18 protein-coding genes and 1 riboswitch are annotated in these 17,522 nt (G+C 43.6%); of the genes, 17 read left to right on the top strand and 1 reads right to left on the bottom strand.

Going from position 1 to position 17,522, the window contains the following annotated elements:
* The first annotated feature begins 5 nt into the window (after nt 1-5).
* From rpmA to VZT47_RS00660, 7 genes are all read left to right on the top strand, one after another.
* Nucleotides 6-290 carry a 50S ribosomal protein L27 gene (gene rpmA, locus VZT47_RS00690; protein ID WP_296953984.1) on the top strand — a complete coding sequence of 95 codons (285 nt, stop codon included), beginning with the start codon at nt 6-8 and terminating at the stop codon, nt 288-290.
* Between the two features lie 158 nt (nt 291-448).
* A complete protein-coding gene (gene dapB, locus VZT47_RS00685) occupies nt 449-1,240 on the top strand; it encodes a 4-hydroxy-tetrahydrodipicolinate reductase (RefSeq protein ID WP_330223050.1) in 792 nt (263 codons plus the stop codon).
* A 9-nt stretch (nt 1,241-1,249) separates the two neighbouring features.
* On the top strand, nt 1,250-2,287 hold the full coding sequence (locus VZT47_RS00680; RefSeq protein ID WP_330223049.1) for an aspartate-semialdehyde dehydrogenase: 1,038 nt from the start codon (nt 1,250-1,252) through the stop codon (nt 2,285-2,287).
* 31 nt (nt 2,288-2,318) lie between these two features.
* Nucleotides 2,319-3,230 (top strand): 4-hydroxy-tetrahydrodipicolinate synthase, encoded by a 912-nt coding sequence (dapA, locus tag VZT47_RS00675; RefSeq protein WP_330223048.1) that lies wholly within the window; start codon nt 2,319-2,321, stop codon nt 3,228-3,230.
* Between the two features lie 146 nt (nt 3,231-3,376).
* The gene (locus VZT47_RS00670) at nt 3,377-3,559 is read left to right on the top strand and encodes a hypothetical protein (protein WP_330223047.1); all 183 of its coding nucleotides are present in this window, start codon (nt 3,377-3,379) and stop codon (nt 3,557-3,559) included.
* An 85-nt stretch (nt 3,560-3,644) separates the two neighbouring features.
* Entirely contained in the window at nt 3,645-3,962 is a 318-nt protein-coding gene (locus VZT47_RS00665; RefSeq protein ID WP_330223046.1) for a hypothetical protein, read from the top strand.
* A gap of 9 nt (nt 3,963-3,971) precedes the next feature.
* Complete coding sequence (locus VZT47_RS00660; RefSeq protein WP_330223045.1) at nt 3,972-5,291, top strand: uracil-xanthine permease family protein; 1,320 nt, start codon at nt 3,972-3,974, stop codon at nt 5,289-5,291.
* 252 nt (nt 5,292-5,543) lie between these two features.
* Here the strand turns inward: VZT47_RS00660 and VZT47_RS00655 are convergent, their stop codons facing one another.
* Nucleotides 5,544-7,268 carry an Rqc2 family fibronectin-binding protein gene (locus VZT47_RS00655; protein ID WP_330223044.1) on the bottom strand — a complete coding sequence of 575 codons (1,725 nt, stop codon included), beginning with the start codon at nt 7,266-7,268 and terminating at the stop codon, nt 5,544-5,546.
* A gap of 174 nt (nt 7,269-7,442) precedes the next feature.
* On the opposite strand from VZT47_RS00655, the gene VZT47_RS00650 reads away from it, so the two are divergent.
* The 10 genes from VZT47_RS00650 (at nt 7,443) to rsmB (ending at nt 17,521) form a co-directional block, all read left to right on the top strand.
* Nucleotides 7,443-8,333 (top strand): YicC/YloC family endoribonuclease, encoded by an 891-nt coding sequence (locus tag VZT47_RS00650; protein WP_330223043.1) that lies wholly within the window; start codon nt 7,443-7,445, stop codon nt 8,331-8,333.
* A 12-nt stretch (nt 8,334-8,345) separates the two neighbouring features.
* Nucleotides 8,346-8,621 (top strand): extracellular matrix/biofilm regulator RemA, encoded by a 276-nt coding sequence (gene remA, locus VZT47_RS00645; protein ID WP_330223042.1) that lies wholly within the window; start codon nt 8,346-8,348, stop codon nt 8,619-8,621.
* Nucleotides 8,622-8,623: 2 nt separating this feature from the next.
* Entirely contained in the window at nt 8,624-9,271 is a 648-nt protein-coding gene (gene gmk / locus VZT47_RS00640; protein ID WP_330223041.1) for a guanylate kinase, read from the top strand.
* Nucleotides 9,268-9,468 carry a DNA-directed RNA polymerase subunit omega gene (gene rpoZ / locus VZT47_RS00635; RefSeq protein WP_330223040.1) on the top strand — a complete coding sequence of 67 codons (201 nt, stop codon included), beginning with the start codon at nt 9,268-9,270 and terminating at the stop codon, nt 9,466-9,468. The genes gmk and rpoZ overlap by 4 nt, the downstream gene beginning before the upstream one ends.
* Nucleotides 9,469-9,560: 92 nt before the next feature.
* Nucleotides 9,561-10,757 carry a bifunctional phosphopantothenoylcysteine decarboxylase/phosphopantothenate--cysteine ligase CoaBC gene (gene coaBC / locus VZT47_RS00630; protein ID WP_330223039.1) on the top strand — a complete coding sequence of 399 codons (1,197 nt, stop codon included), beginning with the start codon at nt 9,561-9,563 and terminating at the stop codon, nt 10,755-10,757.
* 171 nt (nt 10,758-10,928) lie between these two features.
* Nucleotides 10,929-11,033: riboswitch (SAM riboswitch) on the top strand.
* Nucleotides 11,034-11,093: 60 nt separating this feature from the next.
* Nucleotides 11,094-12,278 carry a methionine adenosyltransferase gene (gene metK, locus VZT47_RS00625; protein WP_330223038.1) on the top strand — a complete coding sequence of 395 codons (1,185 nt, stop codon included), beginning with the start codon at nt 11,094-11,096 and terminating at the stop codon, nt 12,276-12,278.
* A gap of 92 nt (nt 12,279-12,370) precedes the next feature.
* On the top strand, nt 12,371-14,743 hold the full coding sequence (gene priA, locus VZT47_RS00620) for a replication restart helicase PriA (RefSeq protein ID WP_330223037.1): 2,373 nt from the start codon (nt 12,371-12,373) through the stop codon (nt 14,741-14,743).
* 16 nt (nt 14,744-14,759) lie between these two features.
* Nucleotides 14,760-15,263, top strand: a complete 504-nt coding sequence (gene def, locus VZT47_RS00615) for a peptide deformylase (RefSeq protein ID WP_442877402.1) — start codon at nt 14,760-14,762, stop codon at nt 15,261-15,263.
* Nucleotides 15,253-16,197 (top strand): methionyl-tRNA formyltransferase, encoded by a 945-nt coding sequence (gene fmt / locus VZT47_RS00610; protein ID WP_330223161.1) that lies wholly within the window; start codon nt 15,253-15,255, stop codon nt 16,195-16,197. Before def ends, fmt begins: the two co-directional genes overlap by 11 nt.
* Nucleotides 16,178-17,521 (top strand): 16S rRNA (cytosine(967)-C(5))-methyltransferase RsmB, encoded by a 1,344-nt coding sequence (rsmB, locus tag VZT47_RS00605; RefSeq protein ID WP_330223035.1) that lies wholly within the window; start codon nt 16,178-16,180, stop codon nt 17,519-17,521. The genes fmt and rsmB overlap by 20 nt, the downstream gene beginning before the upstream one ends.
* The last annotated feature ends 1 nt before the right edge of the window (nt 17,522 follow it).

Genomic DNA, 17,522 nt, shown 5'->3' with positions numbered 1-17,522 from the left:
ATTTCATGTTACTTTTCAATCTTCAGTTATTCGCTCATAAAAAAGGTGTTTCCAGCACAAAGAACGGCCGCGATTCCAATGCACAGCGTCTTGGAACCAAGATGCATGCAGGCCAGATTGCCAAGCCGGGCAACATCATCGTTCGCCAGAGAGGCACCCATCTCCACCCGGGCCTGAATGTAAAGCTTGGCAAGGACGATACCCTCTTTGCTACAGCTGAAGGCAGAATTGCATTTGAACGCCTTGGCAGAGATAAAAGACAGGTTAGTGTATATCCTGTAAATGAATAACAGCATAAAAAACCGCAAAGTCTGAGGAATCAGCTTTGCGGTTTTTTTATGCCATTTTCTGATTTTTATATTGACGGACTGGAAATTTTATACTACCATAGTTTTAAATTAAAATAATACAGGTATAAACCTATATACGATGAATGGGGGAGATTACTATGATCAATGTATTGGTCAATGGGGCAGCGGGCCGCATGGGTAGTGAAGTTGTCCGTTCCATTGCCGCAGAAGAAGGGCTTACGGTCTGTGGTGCAGTCGATCCAGGTGCTGCCGGAAAAGATTTGGGTGAAGTTGTTGGAATCGGTCATAATGGTATTACGATTTCACCATCCCTTGAAGAAGCTTTTGCAAAAGGAAAGCCTGATGTGGTGGTTGATTTTACAAGCCCCAAGGTCATATACAAAAATGCCGGGTATGTTTTGGAACAGGGGGTAAATATGGTTATTGGGACCACCGGCCTGACTGCTGAACAGAGAAAAGAACTGGCAGCAATTGCTGATAAAACCGGCGCAAATGGTCTCGTAGCACCTAATTTTTCCCTGGGGGCGGTACTCCTTATGAAAGTATCCGCAGAAATTGCCAGATATCTGCCAAATGCTGAAATCATTGAACTTCATCATAATCATAAGTATGATGCTCCTTCAGGAACCGCAAAACTGACTGCTGAAAAGATGGCAGCTGCTCGCATGAAGGATCCTGAACCGGATGACACAAAGGAAAGTCTTCCGGGCGTAAGGGGCGGCAAGTATGAAGGCATTACGATTCATTCAGTTCGTCTCCCCGGCTATGTGGCTCATCAGGAAGTCCTTTTTGGCGGTTATGGTGAAATCCTTACACTTCGGCATGATTCTCTCGACAGGAAGTCCTTTATGCCTGGCGTCATGCTCGCCTGCAGAAAATGCATGACCGTTAAAGGCCTGGTTTATGGTCTGGAAAATTATTTGGAATGAGGTGCTTTTATGAGTAAACTCCCGCGCGTTGCTATCCTTGGCGCTACCGGCGCTGTAGGTCAGGAATTTATTAAACTGATTGAAGAAAGAAATTTTCCTTTTTCTTCTTTAAAACTTCTTGCATCCAAACGTTCAGCCGGCAAGAAATTAATTGTATGCGGAAAAGAATATACCGTAGAAGAAGCAAAACCGGAATCCTTTGAAAATATAGATATTGCCCTTTTTGCGGGTGGAAATATCAGCAAAACACTTGCCCCGGAAGCGGCAAAGAGAGGGGCCGTAGTCATTGATAATTCTTCTACGTTCCGTATGGACCCGGAAGTACCGCTGGTAGTCCCGGAAATTAATCCGGAGGATATTTCCTGGCATAAGGGAATCATTGCTAATCCGAACTGCTCTACCATCATCATGCTGATGGCTTTGAAACCAATTCATGATTTATCCAGAATTCGCAGGATTGTTGTCAGCACTTATCAGGCAGTGTCCGGAGCAGGCAAGGACGGGATTGATGAATTGCTTGATGAGACGGCAGCCATTGCCGGGGGAAAAGAATATGAACCAAAGATTCTTCCTTCCGCCAGCCTCCCAAAGCATTATCAGATCGCTTACAATGTCATTCCCCAGATTGATATTTTCCTTGATAACGAATATACCAAGGAAGAAATGAAAATGGTCAATGAAACCCACAAGATTTTTCATGATGATAAAATTGCCATTACGCCCACTGCTGTCCGCGTTCCGGTAGTAAGAAGTCATGCGGAATCTATCTATATTGAAACGGAAGAACCCCTCAGTACTGATGAAGTCAAGAAAGCCATTTCCGGCTTCAAGGGGGCTGTTCTTGTAGATGATATCGAAAACATGGTTTACCCAATGCCTCTTGATACTTCAAATAAGACAGATGTTGCTGTCGGTCGTATCAGAAAAGATCTCTATGAACCCAATGGAATCAATCTCTGGTGCTGCGGCGACCAGATTCGCAAGGGAGCAGCATTGAATGCACTCCAGATTGCGGAATACATGCTGGATCATAATATGATTAAATAATTTTTGAAAAAATTTCCAGGGAGGAAGAAATATGGCTATTGCTAAATTTGGTCGTGTCATTACTGCCATGATTACTCCATTTAAAGAAGACGGCAGCGTAGATTATGAAAGTGCGGCAGCACTGGCAAAACACCTTGTTGAACATGGCTCTGAGGGTATTCTCGTAGGCGGTACTACCGGTGAAGGCGCTACGATGACATCTGAGGAAAAATTGAAACTCTATAAAATCATTGTAGATACGGTAGGCAGGAATGGGTCAGGGAAGAAAGTACCGATTATGGGAAATATTGGAACCATCAGCACTCTTGATTCTATTCGTTTTGGCCGGGAAGCAGCAAAAACAGGCATAGATTGTGCTCTTGCCATTGTTCCTTTCTATGTAAAGCCTAATCAGGAAGGTATGTATCAGCATTTCAAAGCGATTGCCAAACATGTGGACCTGCCCATTGTCCTGTATAATGTTCCCGGCCGTACCGGCGTATCCATCCAGCCGGAGACCATTAAACGGATTGTGGATGAATGCCCGAACGTAGTAGGTATCAAAGATGCAACCGGTAACTGGGATCAGGTCACAAAAGAAAAAGCTCTGCTTCCTGATGACTTTATGATTTATAGTGGGGATGACGCATTTACCCTGCCGATTCTTGCCGGCGGCGGTGTAGGTGTTATTTCGGTAGCAAGCCATGTCATTGGCGACGATCTGCTGGCTATGATTGACGAATTCCAGAAAGGAAATCTGGAAGCAGCCATGAAGCTGCATATCAAAATGTATCCGATTATGAAGGGCATGTTCTTCATTGCCAGTCCGATTCCGGTCAAGACGGCTACCAATCTGATCGGACAGCCGGGCGGACACTTCAGGCTGCCTATTGTGGAGCCATCCGAGGCAGAAAAGGCTCATGTTTACCAGATGCTGAAAGACTACGGCGGTCTGGTCAAGTAAATTCCTCAAAAAAGTTCCTTTTCGCAGGAAAAGGAACTTTTTTTATGTCCGTTCGGTTCTGTATTTTTGCATTGGCTTTTAGAGCATGATAAAATGTAGAAAAATTATTTGTTATACTGTATTTTAAAAATTAAGAGAGGCAAGCCGTGAAAGGATTAAATCTTCTTCAGCAGAAAATAATTACAGATGGCGTGATTAAACCAGGAAACGTGCTCAAGGTCGACAGTTTTTTAAATCATCAGATTGATGTTCCATTTATCAGCCGATTGGGACAGGAATTTAAAGAGCTTTTTGGCGACAGAAAAATTGATAAAATCCTAACAATTTGAAGCATCCGGAATTGGGATTGCCTGTCTTACGGCTGTTTATTTCAATGTACCTGTCGTATTTGCCAAAAAATCAGCCGGCTCTAATATGGATAAAGATGTTTATGCTACGGAAGTGAAATCATTTACCCATAATAAGGTGAATCATGTTATTGTTTCAAAGAAATATTTAAATAAAGGGGAACATATCCTTATTATGGACGATTTTCTGGCCAATGGCTGTGCAATTAAAGGATTGATTGATCTTGTCAATCAGGCAGGAGGAATCGTTGAAGGAGCTGGAATCTGCATTGAAAAAGGATTCCAGGGTGGTGGCGATGAACTGCGTTCTGAGGGTATAGATGTCAAATCCCTCGCGATTATAGATCAAATGGATCCCGAAACCGGGACAATTGTTTTCAGGTGAGGGAATTATATGGAAGATAAAGAAGATGCCATTTACCAGTTGAAAGGAGATATCCCCATCAGAAAAGCCATCCCTTTCGGATTGCAGCATGTATTGGCTATGTTTGTGGCCAATATTGCACCTATCCTGATTGTATCAGGAGTAGTAAAAATGGCACCGGAAGAAACGGCATCCCTGGTCCAGTCAGCCATGATTGTGGCTGGCGTTGGTTCACTGCTGCAAATGTTTCCACTTTGGCGTTTTGGCAGTGGTTTGCCAATTATTATGGGAATCAGTTTTACTTTTGTCTCCGTATCCTGCGTAATTGGGACTAAGTACGGCTATGGAGCTGTTCTTGGCGCTGCATTGATTGGCGGTATACTTGAAGGTCTTCTTGGTCTTGGTGCTGCCTGGTGGAAAAAACTGGTTCCACCTATCGTTTCCGCATCGGTTGTAACCGCTATTGGATTTTCCCTTCTTCCCATCGGTGCGAACTCCTTTGGAGGAGGTTTTGGAGCGCCGGATTTTGGTGATGCAAAGTATCTTATGGTTGGTTCTGTTACTCTCGTATCCTCCCTTATGTTTAATATCCGCGCCCACTCTTACTATAAGCAGCTGTCCGTTCTTTTTGGACTGATAGTTGGGTATATAACAGCTTATTTTTACGGCATGGTAGATCTTACACGGCTTTCCGGATCTGATCTTGTGTCTTTCCCGACGTTTATTCCGGTATCTCTTGAGTTCCATCCCGATGCCATTCTCTCAGTTTTCCTCATTTTTCTGGTCTCTGCTACAGAAACGCTCGGGGATACAAGCGCCCTTGCAACAATGGGGTTTGGCAGGCCGCCGACGGGGAAGGAAGTATCCGGCGCTATTGCAGTAGATGGTTTTGTCTCAAGCATTTCCTCCTTGTTTGGCTGTTTACCGATTACGTCTTTCAGTCAAAATGTAGGGCTCATTGCGATGACAAAAGTGGTAAACCGTAAAGCTGTTGGCTGCGGAGCAGTGATTATGATTCTTGCGGGATTTTTTCCTGTCCTTGGCGTTATTTTGGCTTCACTTCCAGATGCAGTCCTTGGCGGCTGTACATTGATGATGTTTGGATCGATTGTTGTAAGTGGGGTTCGCATGCTTGGCGACTGTGGTTATTCCCAGAGAAATATGAGTATTGCTGCACTTTCCCTTTCCATCGGATTAGGGTTTACCCAGACGCCACAGATTTTCCATATTTTTCCTGATTTGTTCAGAAGCGTTTTTGCCGATAACTGTGTAGCAGTGGTCTTTATTGTTTCCATGATTCTGAATCTTGTTTTTCCTGAGGATAAAGAAGGCCCGAGAATTGTAGAGTAAGTAATAAAATAAGCCTGTCTGTGGTTTGATAACCCCATAGCAGGCTTATTTTATTTATCCCGGATTTTTTATTTAAAAAAATGAAAGGCATACAGGATACAAGGAATTCCTATACTAATATTTGAAAATGGATCCACTGCAAACAGTTTGTCATTCAGTCTTAAGAAGACAGGGCTGCTATATCCATTGATCCAATGGCAGTCCCTACAATTGAATTACCTCCCGTATCCGGATAAGAGCAGGCGGATTGTTTTATTCTTTTATATCTGTAGGAATGGCCACAATTGTCCTTTGATGCGTATAGTTAACAAGTCCGGGAGGACCATCCGGTATTTTTCTAACATATTTAATGTAAGTATAATCTACATCTACTTTGCCGGAATCTTTTCCCTTACTGTTAAAGGCAGCAAGGGCGGCCACTTTCTCAATGGTAGCCTGTGGAACGGGCTGATTTTCCGTTTCGATGACAATGTGAGAGCCTGGAATTCCTTTTGCGTGAAACCAAAGATCTGATTTGCCCGCTTTATGAAGGGTAAGGTATTCATTCTTTGTATTGCTGCGCCCTATATAAATACGGAAGCCATCAATTTCCCGTTCCTCGATTTTTATGATGCCCGTGTTTTTATGGGCGGATTTACCCTGGCTTTTCAGGTATTTATCTATCCCGGATGCTTTTAATTCATTTCTGAAAGCATCCAGTTCCTGCCTGTTTTTAATTTGTTCCGCAAAGAAAAGCGAATCATTGAGATAGGCAAGTTTATTTTCACATTCCTTCAATTTTTCCAGTCCGATTGAGGAGCGGGTCTTCATTTTGTTATACTTTTTAAAATAAAGTTGACTGTTGGCAGTAACGCTCAGGAGGGGATCAACAGGTATTTCTACATTCTCCGGCGGGTCTTTGAACAGATTGGATACGATCAGCTTATTTCTGTAGTCGATTTTTTCATAGGCATAAATGGAAAGAAGAGTTCCCCACAGTTTATACTGCCCCATAAGTTCTGTTTCTTTCATTTCGCCGGAAATCCTGGAGATTTTCCGCTCCTCTTTTTTTATCAGGCTCTTTAGATGTTTTGTATATTCCTGTACAGCTGCTTTTATAGAACCGGCACCGCTTTCAGATGCTCTGGCAAGCCATTCAAGAATATCTATTTTTTCTCCTGCCCTTTTCAGGAATGTCAGGGGGACTGGTGATACGGTTTGCCTTCCACCTTGTTGATAGAGATAGCAGGTATCCGAATTTTTAAGATTCTCCGAAAGCCGTGCAATCTCTTCAGCCAGCCGTTCTTTATCGCCGGAAGTCAATGCATCGATAGTTTTATCATTGGAAATGCCTGCCCGGTACATGAGTTCATTAACCAGATATCTTGAAAAACCATTAAAAGACGCAAAAAGCCACTGGTCAACCGGAATCTGCTGAGAACTGCTGTATGCAAGGATTTCGCCAATTTCAGAAGCTTTGAATTTCACAAAGTCCATACGGGAAGAATTGGACGGCAGGCTGTAAGCTTCTCCGGAAACAAGCAGACGCTCCAGTTTTCTGCCCCGGAGGCAGGCATCTATAATAGTATTATTTTCAGTAAGAACGATGTTAGGGGACGCAGGCAGGAGCTCAACCCACAAGTTACGTGTAATGATTTCACCTCCGGCTTCAATCCTGTCAAGTGATATGCGTATAATACGGTCCATGGCAATTTGTTCCATGCCTGAAAATCTTGCACCCTCCAGATATTTTCTGAGCGTCATGCAGAACGTCTGGGAGGGAGAATATTGTTTTTTATTTTTTCCTTGAGAGGCTATATAAATAACCGGAGGGTTATAGGTATTTAAAACAAGGTCAACAGGATGTCCTTCAGGAGAAAAGAATTCGATATCCATGATACGGTTGTCAATTTGATGGATTTGACGAATCTGGGAAAACATCAGCGACTTGTTCAGTTTCTTGACCAGAAGAAATAAAGCAGCACTGTCAATCTGCATGATAAACCTCCTTTAAATAATTTTTTATTAGTATAGCATATTTTTTTCAGAAAAATCGGCAATCCTGGTTTTTACATAATGATTGATACTGCAGGGACTGGGATGATAAAATAAAAGTCGGGAAAAGTTACCAGACCAATACAATAAATTTTGATGATAGTGAGGAGTGATCCGATGAACAGCATGACCGGATTTGGCAGAGGAACTGCATCAAGCCCTTTGGGGACATTGAATACGGAAATTAAATCAGTGAACAGTCGTTTCCTTGAATTGAATATCCGCAGCAATCTTTATTCAGCACTGCTTGAAGATATTGCCTCAAAGGCAGTGAAACAGAAGATTTCCCGCGGAAAAGTCAATATATCCCTGTCCTTTATTCCTGCGGCAGGCGGAAAAAAATGGAACGTCGCTTTAGATAGTAATCTTCTGGAAGCTTATCTCATGACACTGAATAAATGCCGCCGCATGGACGGAATCCGGGCTAAAAAGCCTTCTGTTTCGGAACTTTTAAAACTTCCCGAACCATTTATCAGGGTCACACAGGAGTCTCTTGATGATCAAGCCATGGAGCAACTGGTGCAGGAGTCTGTAAATGAGGCGCTTCGGAATCTTCTGGAGATGAGAAGCAGAGAAGGAGAAATCCTTAGAGCAGATTTGAAAAATAGAATAAATCTCCTGGAAGAGAAACGGCAGTTCCTTCTTTCCAGGCAGGACCAAGCTGCCAGAGATTATGAGGAAAGATTAAGAAACAGGATTGCAAAAGCTCTGGGTGACCAGAATGTAATGACAGATGAAAATCGCATTATTCAGGAAGTGGCTATTTTTTCTGAAAAAGCTGATTATACAGAAGAAGTCGTTCGTTTCGGCAGCCATTTGGTCCAGTTCACCCGCATCCTTGACAGTAATGAACCTGCAGGGCGCAAGCTGGATTTCCTCCTGCAGGAAATTAACCGGGAAGTCAATACGACTGCTTCAAAAGCCAGTGACACTGACGTTATCGACTGTGTTATAATAGTCAAGACAGAACTCGAGAAAATTCGAGAGCAGGTCCAGAATATCGAATAAGGAGAAAATAAATTGGGAGTTTCTTTAATTAATATCGGATTTGGTAATATGGCTGCCGCTGCAAGAGTCATGGCAATTATCAGCCCTGAATCAGCACCGGTGAAGCGTATGATTCAGGACAGCCGGGACAGGGGAGAACTCATTGATGCCACTTATGGCAGAAAAACCAGAGCTGTCCTGATTATGGACAGCGGTCAGATTATCTTATCGGCAGTTCAACCGGAGACAATTTCTCATCGGCTTCTCAATAGAGATGCTGCTGTTAACGAAGGATTGGATGAGAACTGATCATGGAAACCAAGAAAAAAGATGAAGGCATCCTTCTGGTCGTATCGGGTCCCAGCGGAGCGGGAAAGGGAACCATATGCGGTGCTATACGCAAACTTTACCCTGACCTGAATTATTCCGTATCCATGACAACCAGAAAACCGAGAAAAGGGGAAAAAGAGGGCGAAAGCTACTATTTCCGTACGAATGAACAATTTGAAGAACTGATTAAAGAGGATGCTTTTCTTGAATATGCCAGGGTTTACGACCATTATTACGGGACTCCGAAACAGCATGCCCTTGATCTGATTGGCCAGGGAAAATCAGTACTCCTTGAAATCGATATTCAGGGGGCTATGCAGGTCAAGAAGCGTTACCCCAAGGGTGTATTTATTTATATTGTTCCGCCGTCCCTGGAAATACTGTCCGGCCGTCTACATGGCAGAGGTACAGATACGGAAGAAGTTATTCAGAAAAGACTGGCTCAGATCACAAGTGAACTGGCCATGGCCCACCAGTATGATTACATTGTAGTCAATGATGTGCTGGAGGATGCAGTACGCAAAACCAGCGCTATTCTTGAAGCGGAAAAATGCAAGCTGTCCCGTAATGAAGGGCAGATTGAAACTATTTTTAAACAGTATATTAATAAGGAGGTCCCTTTAAAATGATGTGTTTTCCTTCCATTGACAGCCTCGTCAAGAAAGTTGATTCCAAATACACGCTGGTCACTTTGGCAGCACTTCGTGCCAGAGAACTTAATGATGGGCAGCCGGCCCTGATTCCCGGTGTTTCCAATAAAAAGCCCGTAACCATTGCTCTGGAAGAAGTTTACAACGATAAAATCACTTATTCCTTTAGAAAATAATTATTCAGCCGGGTTTTATTACTGGCGCTGATCTGAAGATTTTCTTCTTATGCAATCAGGAAGGAAATTTTCTTTTCCGGAAAGGATTTCAAATGTTAGAAAATCGACATATTGTAGTAGGAATCTGCGGTGGTATTGCGGCATTTAAAGCCGCCGGACTGGTGAGCCAGCTTCGTCAGCGGGGGGCTGATGTTCACTGCATTATGACTGAGCACGCTGCTAAACTGGTCACACCCATTACTTTTGGAGAACTTTCAGGCAATGATGTAACTGTAGATATGTTTGCCAATATCAATAAATGGGATGTGGAACATATTGCCTTGGCAAAACTGGCAGATCTTTTCGTAGTTGCACCGGCCACAGCCGATATAATTGGAAAAGTGGCGAACGGCATTGCAGATGACATGCTTTCTACTACTATCATGGCAACAAAGGCCAAAGTACTCTTTGTACCGTCCATGAATACCAATATGTATGAAAACCCGATTGTTCAGGAAAATATTGAAAGGCTTAAGAAATTTGGCTATGAATTCGTGGAACCGGAATCCGGACATCTTGCTTGTAATACTACCGGCAAAGGACGTTTCCCAAAACTGGAAACCATATTTGATGCCATTGAGAAATGCCTTTATGGAAAAGGTCTTCTTAAAGGTAAAAAGATTATCATCAGTGCCGGGGGAACACAGGAAAATATTGACCCGGTCCGTTACATCAGTAACCGGTCCAGCGGGCGGATGGGCTATGCCATCGCCAGAGCAGCGGCCATGGAAGACGCTGATGTTACTCTGGTTAGCTGTACCACGGCACTTCCTGTACCGGCAGGAGTCAATATCATCTATGTTCATGATGCCCGTGAACTGGACAAGGCTATGAATTCCTGTTTTGATACCTGTGACGCTGCCGTTATGGCTGCGGCAGTTTCAGATTATCGTCCCAAAGTACAGGCAACTCAGAAGATAAAAAAAGAAGCGCATGATTCCCTGACGATTGAACTGACCCAGAATCCGGATATTCTCTTTGGCTTGGGACAAAAAAAGAAAAATCAATTTCTTGTGGGGTTTGCCGCAGAAACAAATGATGTCATCGAACATGGTAAAGAAAAATTGAAGAGAAAGAACCTGGATATGCTGGTGGCTAATGATGTCGCCATGCCGGGAGCCGGGTTCAATGTTCCAACCAACATTGCTTCTCTGTTATATAAAGATGGAACCATGGAACAGTATCCCAAAATGACAAAAGAGGAATTGGGACATATCATTGTAGAAAAAATAGCAGAAGGACTCAGATAATCAATCCGGTGCCGTTTGGCTTTGATAAGCCCGGCACCTTTTTCATTTCCATGATATTCAATATGTTTTATTTAGCGTCGGCGTTTATTTCCTTTACGATGCCTTGGAAAAATATTTGTTAGCTGTTGCTAAATCATGCCAATAACGCTATAATATATCTCAAGTGAATAAAACTCATCAAGAGCAGCTGAGGGATTTGGCCCAGGGACGCTGCAGCAACCATTCCGTAAAAGAACCGGTGCTAATTCCAATCAGCATTCAGCTGGCAGATGAGAGGATAGGCTCTCCCTGTGTGGAGAGTTTTTATTTTGTGTGTTTAAGTGAGGAGGATTTTTAATGTCTAAGAAGGTTTTATTTACATCGGAATCTGTTACCGAAGGTCATCCTGATAAAATTGCCGATCAGATTTCAGATTCTATTCTTGATGCTATTCTTGAACAGGATCCAAATGGCCGCGTTGCCTGCGAAACCATCGTAACAACCGGTCAGGTTCATGTATTTGGAGAGATTACAACAACGGCAAATGTTCAGATCCCAAGAGTAATTAGAAAAACCATAAAGGATATCGGTTATACGGATGCCCGTTTTGGGTTTGACAGTGAAAGCGTTGCCATCAACGTGGCCATCGATGAACAGTCCCCTGATATTGCCATGGGTGTTAACCAGTCTCTGGAAGCAAAAGAAAACAAAGCTGACAAGTACGATATCGGTGCGGGAGATCAGGGCATGATGTTTGGCTACGCTTCCAATGAAACACCGGAATACCTGCCCCTGCCGATTGCCCTTGCTCACCGGCTGGCCCGTCGTCTGGCCGAAGTCAGAAAATCCGGAGAAATTCCTTATCTTCGTCCTGATGGAAAAACCCAGGTTACCGTGGAATATGTGGATGGAAAACCATGCCGCGTGGATACCGTAGTTATTTCAGCTCAGCATAACCCGGAAGCAACTCATGAACAGATTGAAAAAGATATGATTGAGCATGTGATTAAAGAGATTATCCCGGCTGAATTCCTTGATGCAGATACCAGGTACTTTATTAATCCTACCGGACGTTTCGTGATTGGGGGGCCGCAGGGTGATGCCGTACTGACCGGAAGAAAGATTATTGTCGACACATATGGTGGAATGGCCCGTCATGGCGGCGGATGCTTCTCCGGAAAGGACCCGACGAAAGTTGACCGCTCCGCAGCCTATGCAGCCCGGTATGTTGCAAAGAATATCGTGGCTGCAGGTATTGCGGATAAATGTGAAATCGAACTTGCTTATGCAATTGGTGTTGCTCAGCCTGTTTCTATTTACGTTAATACCTTTAATACAGGTAAAATTGACGATGAAGCTATTGTAGAACTGATCCGAAAGAATTTTGAACTTCGCCCGGCAGGCATTATCGATATGCTGAACCTCCGCAGACCAATATACAAACAGACCGCTGCTTATGGTCATTTTGGCAGAACCGATGTAGATCTCCCCTGGGAACATACAGATAAGGCAGATGCTCTCAGAAAACAGGCCGGCCTGTAATTTTGGCAAGATAGGATTAGTTTAATAAATATGATAAAATAATGGATAGCATTGACGCTGTCCATTATTTTTATGTTGGGAGGAAATCCTGAATGACCGAGATTATTGCAGAAGTACTGATTAATCGTCCTTCCAAACATTTGAACAGAACTTTTTCCTACCGCATCCCTGCAGATATGAAAAATGTTGTGCCGGGATTCCGCTGTATCGTTCCTTTTGCGCATCGGAAAGAAGAGGGGATTATCCTTTCAGTCCATGAAGAAGATGCGGGAAGTCAGACTTATAAAATTCTTGATATAGATTCCCTTACAGACTCATTTCCCTGGTTTACTCCAGAAATGATTCGGACGGCGCACTGGATTTCCAATTATTATATGTGTACGCTGATCGATGCGCTCCGTTTATTTTATATTGATAAAAAAGCCGTACGGACGGAGTTATACTATGTGATTAACTGGGACGTGGTTCCGGAAAACTGCGAAATCAGTGGGATGGTCGACAGGACAGTGAGCCTTCTGGACGACAGGGACGCTAAAAGATTATTTGGAAATCATATTCCGGATTATGTCAATTGCGGCTGGCTTATAAGAAAGGAAAAGATCAGTTCCACCCATAAAGAACCTTTGGAACAATGGATTGCTCCTCTTCGTGAACCGGATGAAATGGAAAGAAAAAGGAACAGGAAACAGGCCGCCCTTTGGGATGTACTTGCTGATAATGGACCTCTTTCCCTTGAAAAAGCCAAAAAGCTGGGGTTTTCATCTACTGTGATTCGTGCATTCTGTCTGAATGAATTCGGGCATCTTGTTTACAGGCGTAAAAAAACTTATTCCCTGGTGGATCGTGATGGAAAGGATGATACAAGAACTCTGACAGGAGAACAGCAGGCTGCTATTCAGTATATCTGTAAAAGTATAGATAAAGAAGCATACAAAGGTATACTGCTAAAGGGGGTTACCGGCAGCGGCAAAACGGAAGTATACCTCCGTGCTGCGGAATACGCCTTAAAAAAGGGGGGATCGGCGCTTATTCTTGTCCCCGAAATTGCTTTAACCCACCAGATGACCTCTTATTTTGCTTCTGTATTTGGGGATAAAGTTGTTTTCATGCACAGTAACCTCAGCAAGGGAGAACGATATAACAACCGGATGAGGGTTTTGAATGGGGAAAGCACCATTATTATAGGATCCAGGTCCGCTATTTTTCTTCCTTTTCATAATCTGAAACTTATTGTAGTAGATGAAGAATATGACACCTCCTACAAGCAGGGGGAGACTCCCCGTTACAATGGCCGCGATGTGGCCAAAGTAATGGCTACTATTTATCAGTGCCCCATTGTTCTTGGCGCGGCGACTCCTTCGATTGCCACCTTTTATGCGGCAAGGCAGGGAAAAATTGATCTGATTGAAATGAAAAGCCGTGTGTTTAAGACGAAACTGCCTGAAATAAGGGTTTGTGATATGAGAGAAACTCCGCCGGTCGACCCGGAAGGAATGATATCGGGCCCTTTGGCAGAACTTCTTCATGAAACACTGGCTAATCATCAGAAAGCCATTCTTCTTCTGAACCGGCGAGGCTTTTCAACGAGCCTCATGTGCGCCTCCTGCGGTCATGTGTTTAAGTGTCCCAATTGTGATGTGTCTCTGGTATATCACAAAGAAAGCCATCAGTTGAAATGCCACTATTGTGAAACTGTTCATCCTGTTCCGAAGGAATGCCCGAAATGTCACAGCCATAAAATTTTATACCTTGGCGCAGGTACGGAGCGTGTTGAGGAGGAACTGGCATCATTACTTCCTGAAGGAAGACTTCGCCGCTTTGATCTTGACAGTACAAGGCGAAAGAACAGTGCCAGAGAAATACTGGATGATTTTAGAAATGGGGAATTTGATATTCTTCTTGGCACCCAGATGGTGGCAAAAGGACATAATATTCCCGGCGTGCAGACGGTGGGGATACTTTCCGCTGACAGCATTTTAAATATCCCATCTTATCTGGCGGCAGAACAGACATTTAACCTGATTACCCAGTGTGCCGGAAGGGCAGGGCGCAGCAGGGAGCAGGGGAGAGTCATACTTCAGACTTACAATCCTGAACACTTTGTTATACGTACGGCTGCTCAGCAGGATTATGATTCTTTTTATCGTCAGGAAATCAGATTCCGTCATCTGATGCATTTTCCGCCATTTGTGAAACTCATGAAAATCACCTGCTTCAATGAAAATGAGAAAAAGGCTCTGTCCCAGGCTTCCCGTATTTATTCATGGCTGATGAAGATTATTCCTCAGATGCAGGAACCGGTTCATGCCACAGCCCCCTTTTTTGAACCGATCAGGAGGGTCAGGAATTTATTTTATATTTCTATCCTCATAAAGGGCCCCGCTTTGTCGCAGCTTAAAAACGCCATGCGGCTTTCCGATATTTTCCGTGAAAATGATATAATAATAGACGTAGATCCATTATAATCCTTTTGATTTTTTAATGATTTATCTGATAGAAAGAAGGAATTTTATTTTGAGTACAATTATTACCGCAGGCAATCCTCTGCTGAAAAAAGTAGCCGAACCGGTTACTGTATTTGACAAAAAACTTAAGTTTCTTGTGAATGACATGAAAAAAACGTTGTATGAAGCCAATGGTGTAGGTCTGGCAGCACCACAGATTGCTGTTTCAAAGCGTTTATTTGTTGCGGATGATGGGATTTCCGGTTTTGAAGCTTATATTAACCCGGAATGGAAACCGGATGGAGACAAGAAAAATATGGATACGGAAGGCTGCCTTTCCGTTCCTGATTATTATGGAGAAGTAGAACGTTATGACAGCGTGATTGTTCATTATCAGGATATCCATGGAAAAAAGAAAACGAAAAAAGCAGATGGCCTTCTTGCCCGTTGTATCCAGCATGAAACCGATCATCTGAACGGAATCCTTTTTATTGAAAAAGCAGTTTCACTCCACAAAGGACCTAAGAATGATGAAGAATAATTATCGTATTATTTTCATGGGGACCCCTGACTTTGCTCTCCCATCCCTTAAAATGCTCTGTGATGAAGGACTGGCGCCGGTGGCTGTTTATACCCAGCCGGACAAGGTTAACGGCCGCGGTAAAAAGATTATCTTTTCGCCGGTTAAAACTTTTGCCCTGGAACATCATATTCCTGTATATCAGCCATTGACATTAAAAACGCAGGAAGCACAGGAAGAAATCCGTCAGTTGAATCCGGATCTCATCATTGTCATTGCCTATGGAAAGATTCTTCCTCAGGCAGTACTTGATATTCCGCGTTATGGCGCTGTAAATGTACATGCATCCATTCTGCCGAAATACAGGGGAGCTGCTCCTGTGCAAAGGGTCATTATAGATGGGGAAAAGAAAACAGGCGTAACCATTATGCGGCTTGATGCGGGCATGGATACCGGCAATATCGTTTCTATCCGTGAATTCCCGATACCCGCCCATATGACGGCGGGAGAGCTGTTTGACAGTCTTTCTGAAATCGGCGCAGATGAACTGAAATCAGTCTTGAGTAATCTTCCGGAAGCATTGGCTAATTCAAAAATCCAGAATCATGCGGAAGCGACTTATGCAGAAAAAGTGACCAAGGAAATGGGACACATCGACTGGACAAAACCGGCCGCCCAGATTGACTGCCTGATTCGCGGTATGTATCCCAATCCCGGTACCTATACTTTTTATCATGGAAAACGGCTCAAAATCCATTCCGCCTTCCCAGAAATGAAAGAATCCGGGAAAGAGCCGGGAACGATCGTATCGGTAGAGGGCGGAATGATTTCCGCAGCCTGCGGCCATGGATTGATTTGTATTACTGAAATCCAGCCGGAAAATCATAAGAAAATGAAAGCATCTGATTTTATTAATGGACATCAGGTGAAAGCGAATGACAAATTCGATGCCTAATCCTTCAGCAAGAAAGCTCGCCTATCAGGCTTTATATGATGTACTTGAAAAGGGAGCCTACGCCAATATCACTTTGCAGCACATACTGAAGACATATCCCCTGATCAATGAGGAAGTCCATCTTCTAACGGAACTGACTTATGGTGTCCTTCGAAGATATAATTACCTTATCTGGATTATTTCCCGTATCAGTAAGGTTACAGTGAATAAGCTTCATCCTTCGGTGCGGATTCTGATCTGCCTGGGACTCTATCAGCTGATTTATCTCACCAGAATTCCTGAATCGGCTGCAGTCAATGAATGTGTGAAAATTGCAAAGAAAGTGACGCACCGGGGAAATGTGGGATTTATTAACGGAATCCTTAGAAACTATCTCCGCCAAAAAGAAGAAATCGTGATGCCAAGCCGGGAGAATGCTCCTCTTCTTCATGATTCTCTCTACTGGAATGAGCCTGAATGGCTGGTACAAAGATGGCAGGAAGAATTCGGGAAAGATATGACCACCCGCATATTCGATTCATTTAATGAAATTCCCCGGTTTGTGATTCGCGTGAATACACTTAAAATTACTGCGGATCAGATGATTGAAAAACTTGAAGCCTCTCATATTGCAGTGCAGAAATCCCCCTTTGCAGATGATGCTCTTGTTATTACCGATGGTATCCATAATATCTGGAAATTCGTAGCGGAAGGCCTGGGGTATGTACAGTCTATTTCATCCATGATTCCGGCCCGGGTTCTTGATCCTCAGCCGGGAGAACGAATCCTTGACATGTGCGCTGCTCCCGGGAGCAAGACAACCCAGCTTGCAGCTCTTATGAAGAATAAAGGCTCCATTGATGCATGGGACCTTTATCCTCATAAAATTTCTCTATTAAAGAAAAATGCAGAAAAACTTGGTATTACTATCATTCATCCCGGGGCAAGAGATTCATCTCTGCCATTTCCTGCGTTGAAGGGGACGTATGATAAAGTCCTGCTCGATGCTCCCTGCTCAGGGCTGGGAGTCCTTGGCCATAAGCTGGAAATCCGCTGGCGCAGGACTGTGGAAGGGCTGGACGATTTCCCGCCATTGCAGAGAAAACTTCTTGACTGCGCAGCTGATTATGTAAAACGGGGTGGGGTTCTTGTTTACAGCACCTGCACATTAAATTCGTCAGAAAATGAAGGGCAGATTTCGGATTTCCTGAAAAGACATCCCGATTTTCATCCTTCTGATTTCATGCTGCAGGGATACAGGCATTCAAGGAATGGCATGGTCACACTCTTGCCATTTGAAATGAACAGTGATGGATTTTTTATAGCCAGACTGGAGAAGGAGTAAA

Origin of the sequence: Dialister sp. (genome assembly GCF_036343215.1) — a bacterium.
In the GTDB taxonomy this organism is placed as follows: domain Bacteria; phylum Bacillota; class Negativicutes; order Veillonellales; family Dialisteraceae; genus Dialister.
The sequence above is the reverse complement of the archived record's forward strand: the minus strand, read 5'-3'. Positions and strand labels throughout refer to the sequence as shown.

Bases quoted from the DNA above. Each gene is read 5' to 3' on its own strand.
- def (WP_442877402.1), top strand. From the start codon at position 14,760: ATGATTTATCTGATAGAAAGAAGGAATTTTATTTTGAGTACAATTATT.
- dapA (WP_330223048.1), top strand. From the start codon at position 2,319: ATGGCTATTGCTAAATTTGGTCGTGTCATTACTGCCATGATTACTCCA.
- dapB (WP_330223050.1), top strand. From the start codon at position 449: ATGATCAATGTATTGGTCAATGGGGCAGCGGGCCGCATGGGTAGTGAA.
- fmt (WP_330223161.1), top strand. From the start codon at position 15,253: ATGAAGAATAATTATCGTATTATTTTCATGGGGACCCCTGACTTTGCT.
- VZT47_RS00680 (WP_330223049.1), top strand. From the start codon at position 1,250: ATGAGTAAACTCCCGCGCGTTGCTATCCTTGGCGCTACCGGCGCTGTA.
- VZT47_RS00655 (WP_330223044.1), bottom strand. From the start codon at position 7,268: ATGCAGATTGACAGTGCTGCTTTATTTCTTCTGGTCAAGAAACTGAAC.
- metK (WP_330223038.1), top strand. From the start codon at position 11,094: ATGTCTAAGAAGGTTTTATTTACATCGGAATCTGTTACCGAAGGTCAT.
- VZT47_RS00660 (WP_330223045.1), top strand. From the start codon at position 3,972: ATGGAAGATAAAGAAGATGCCATTTACCAGTTGAAAGGAGATATCCCC.
- rpmA (WP_296953984.1), top strand. From the start codon at position 6: ATGTTACTTTTCAATCTTCAGTTATTCGCTCATAAAAAAGGTGTTTCC.
- rpoZ (WP_330223040.1), top strand. From the start codon at position 9,268: ATGATGTGTTTTCCTTCCATTGACAGCCTCGTCAAGAAAGTTGATTCC.
- rsmB (WP_330223035.1), top strand. From the start codon at position 16,178: ATGACAAATTCGATGCCTAATCCTTCAGCAAGAAAGCTCGCCTATCAG.
- VZT47_RS00665 (WP_330223046.1), top strand. From the start codon at position 3,645: ATGGATAAAGATGTTTATGCTACGGAAGTGAAATCATTTACCCATAAT.
- VZT47_RS00650 (WP_330223043.1), top strand. From the start codon at position 7,443: ATGAACAGCATGACCGGATTTGGCAGAGGAACTGCATCAAGCCCTTTG.
- gmk (WP_330223041.1), top strand. From the start codon at position 8,624: ATGGAAACCAAGAAAAAAGATGAAGGCATCCTTCTGGTCGTATCGGGT.
- priA (WP_330223037.1), top strand. From the start codon at position 12,371: ATGACCGAGATTATTGCAGAAGTACTGATTAATCGTCCTTCCAAACAT.
- coaBC (WP_330223039.1), top strand. From the start codon at position 9,561: ATGTTAGAAAATCGACATATTGTAGTAGGAATCTGCGGTGGTATTGCG.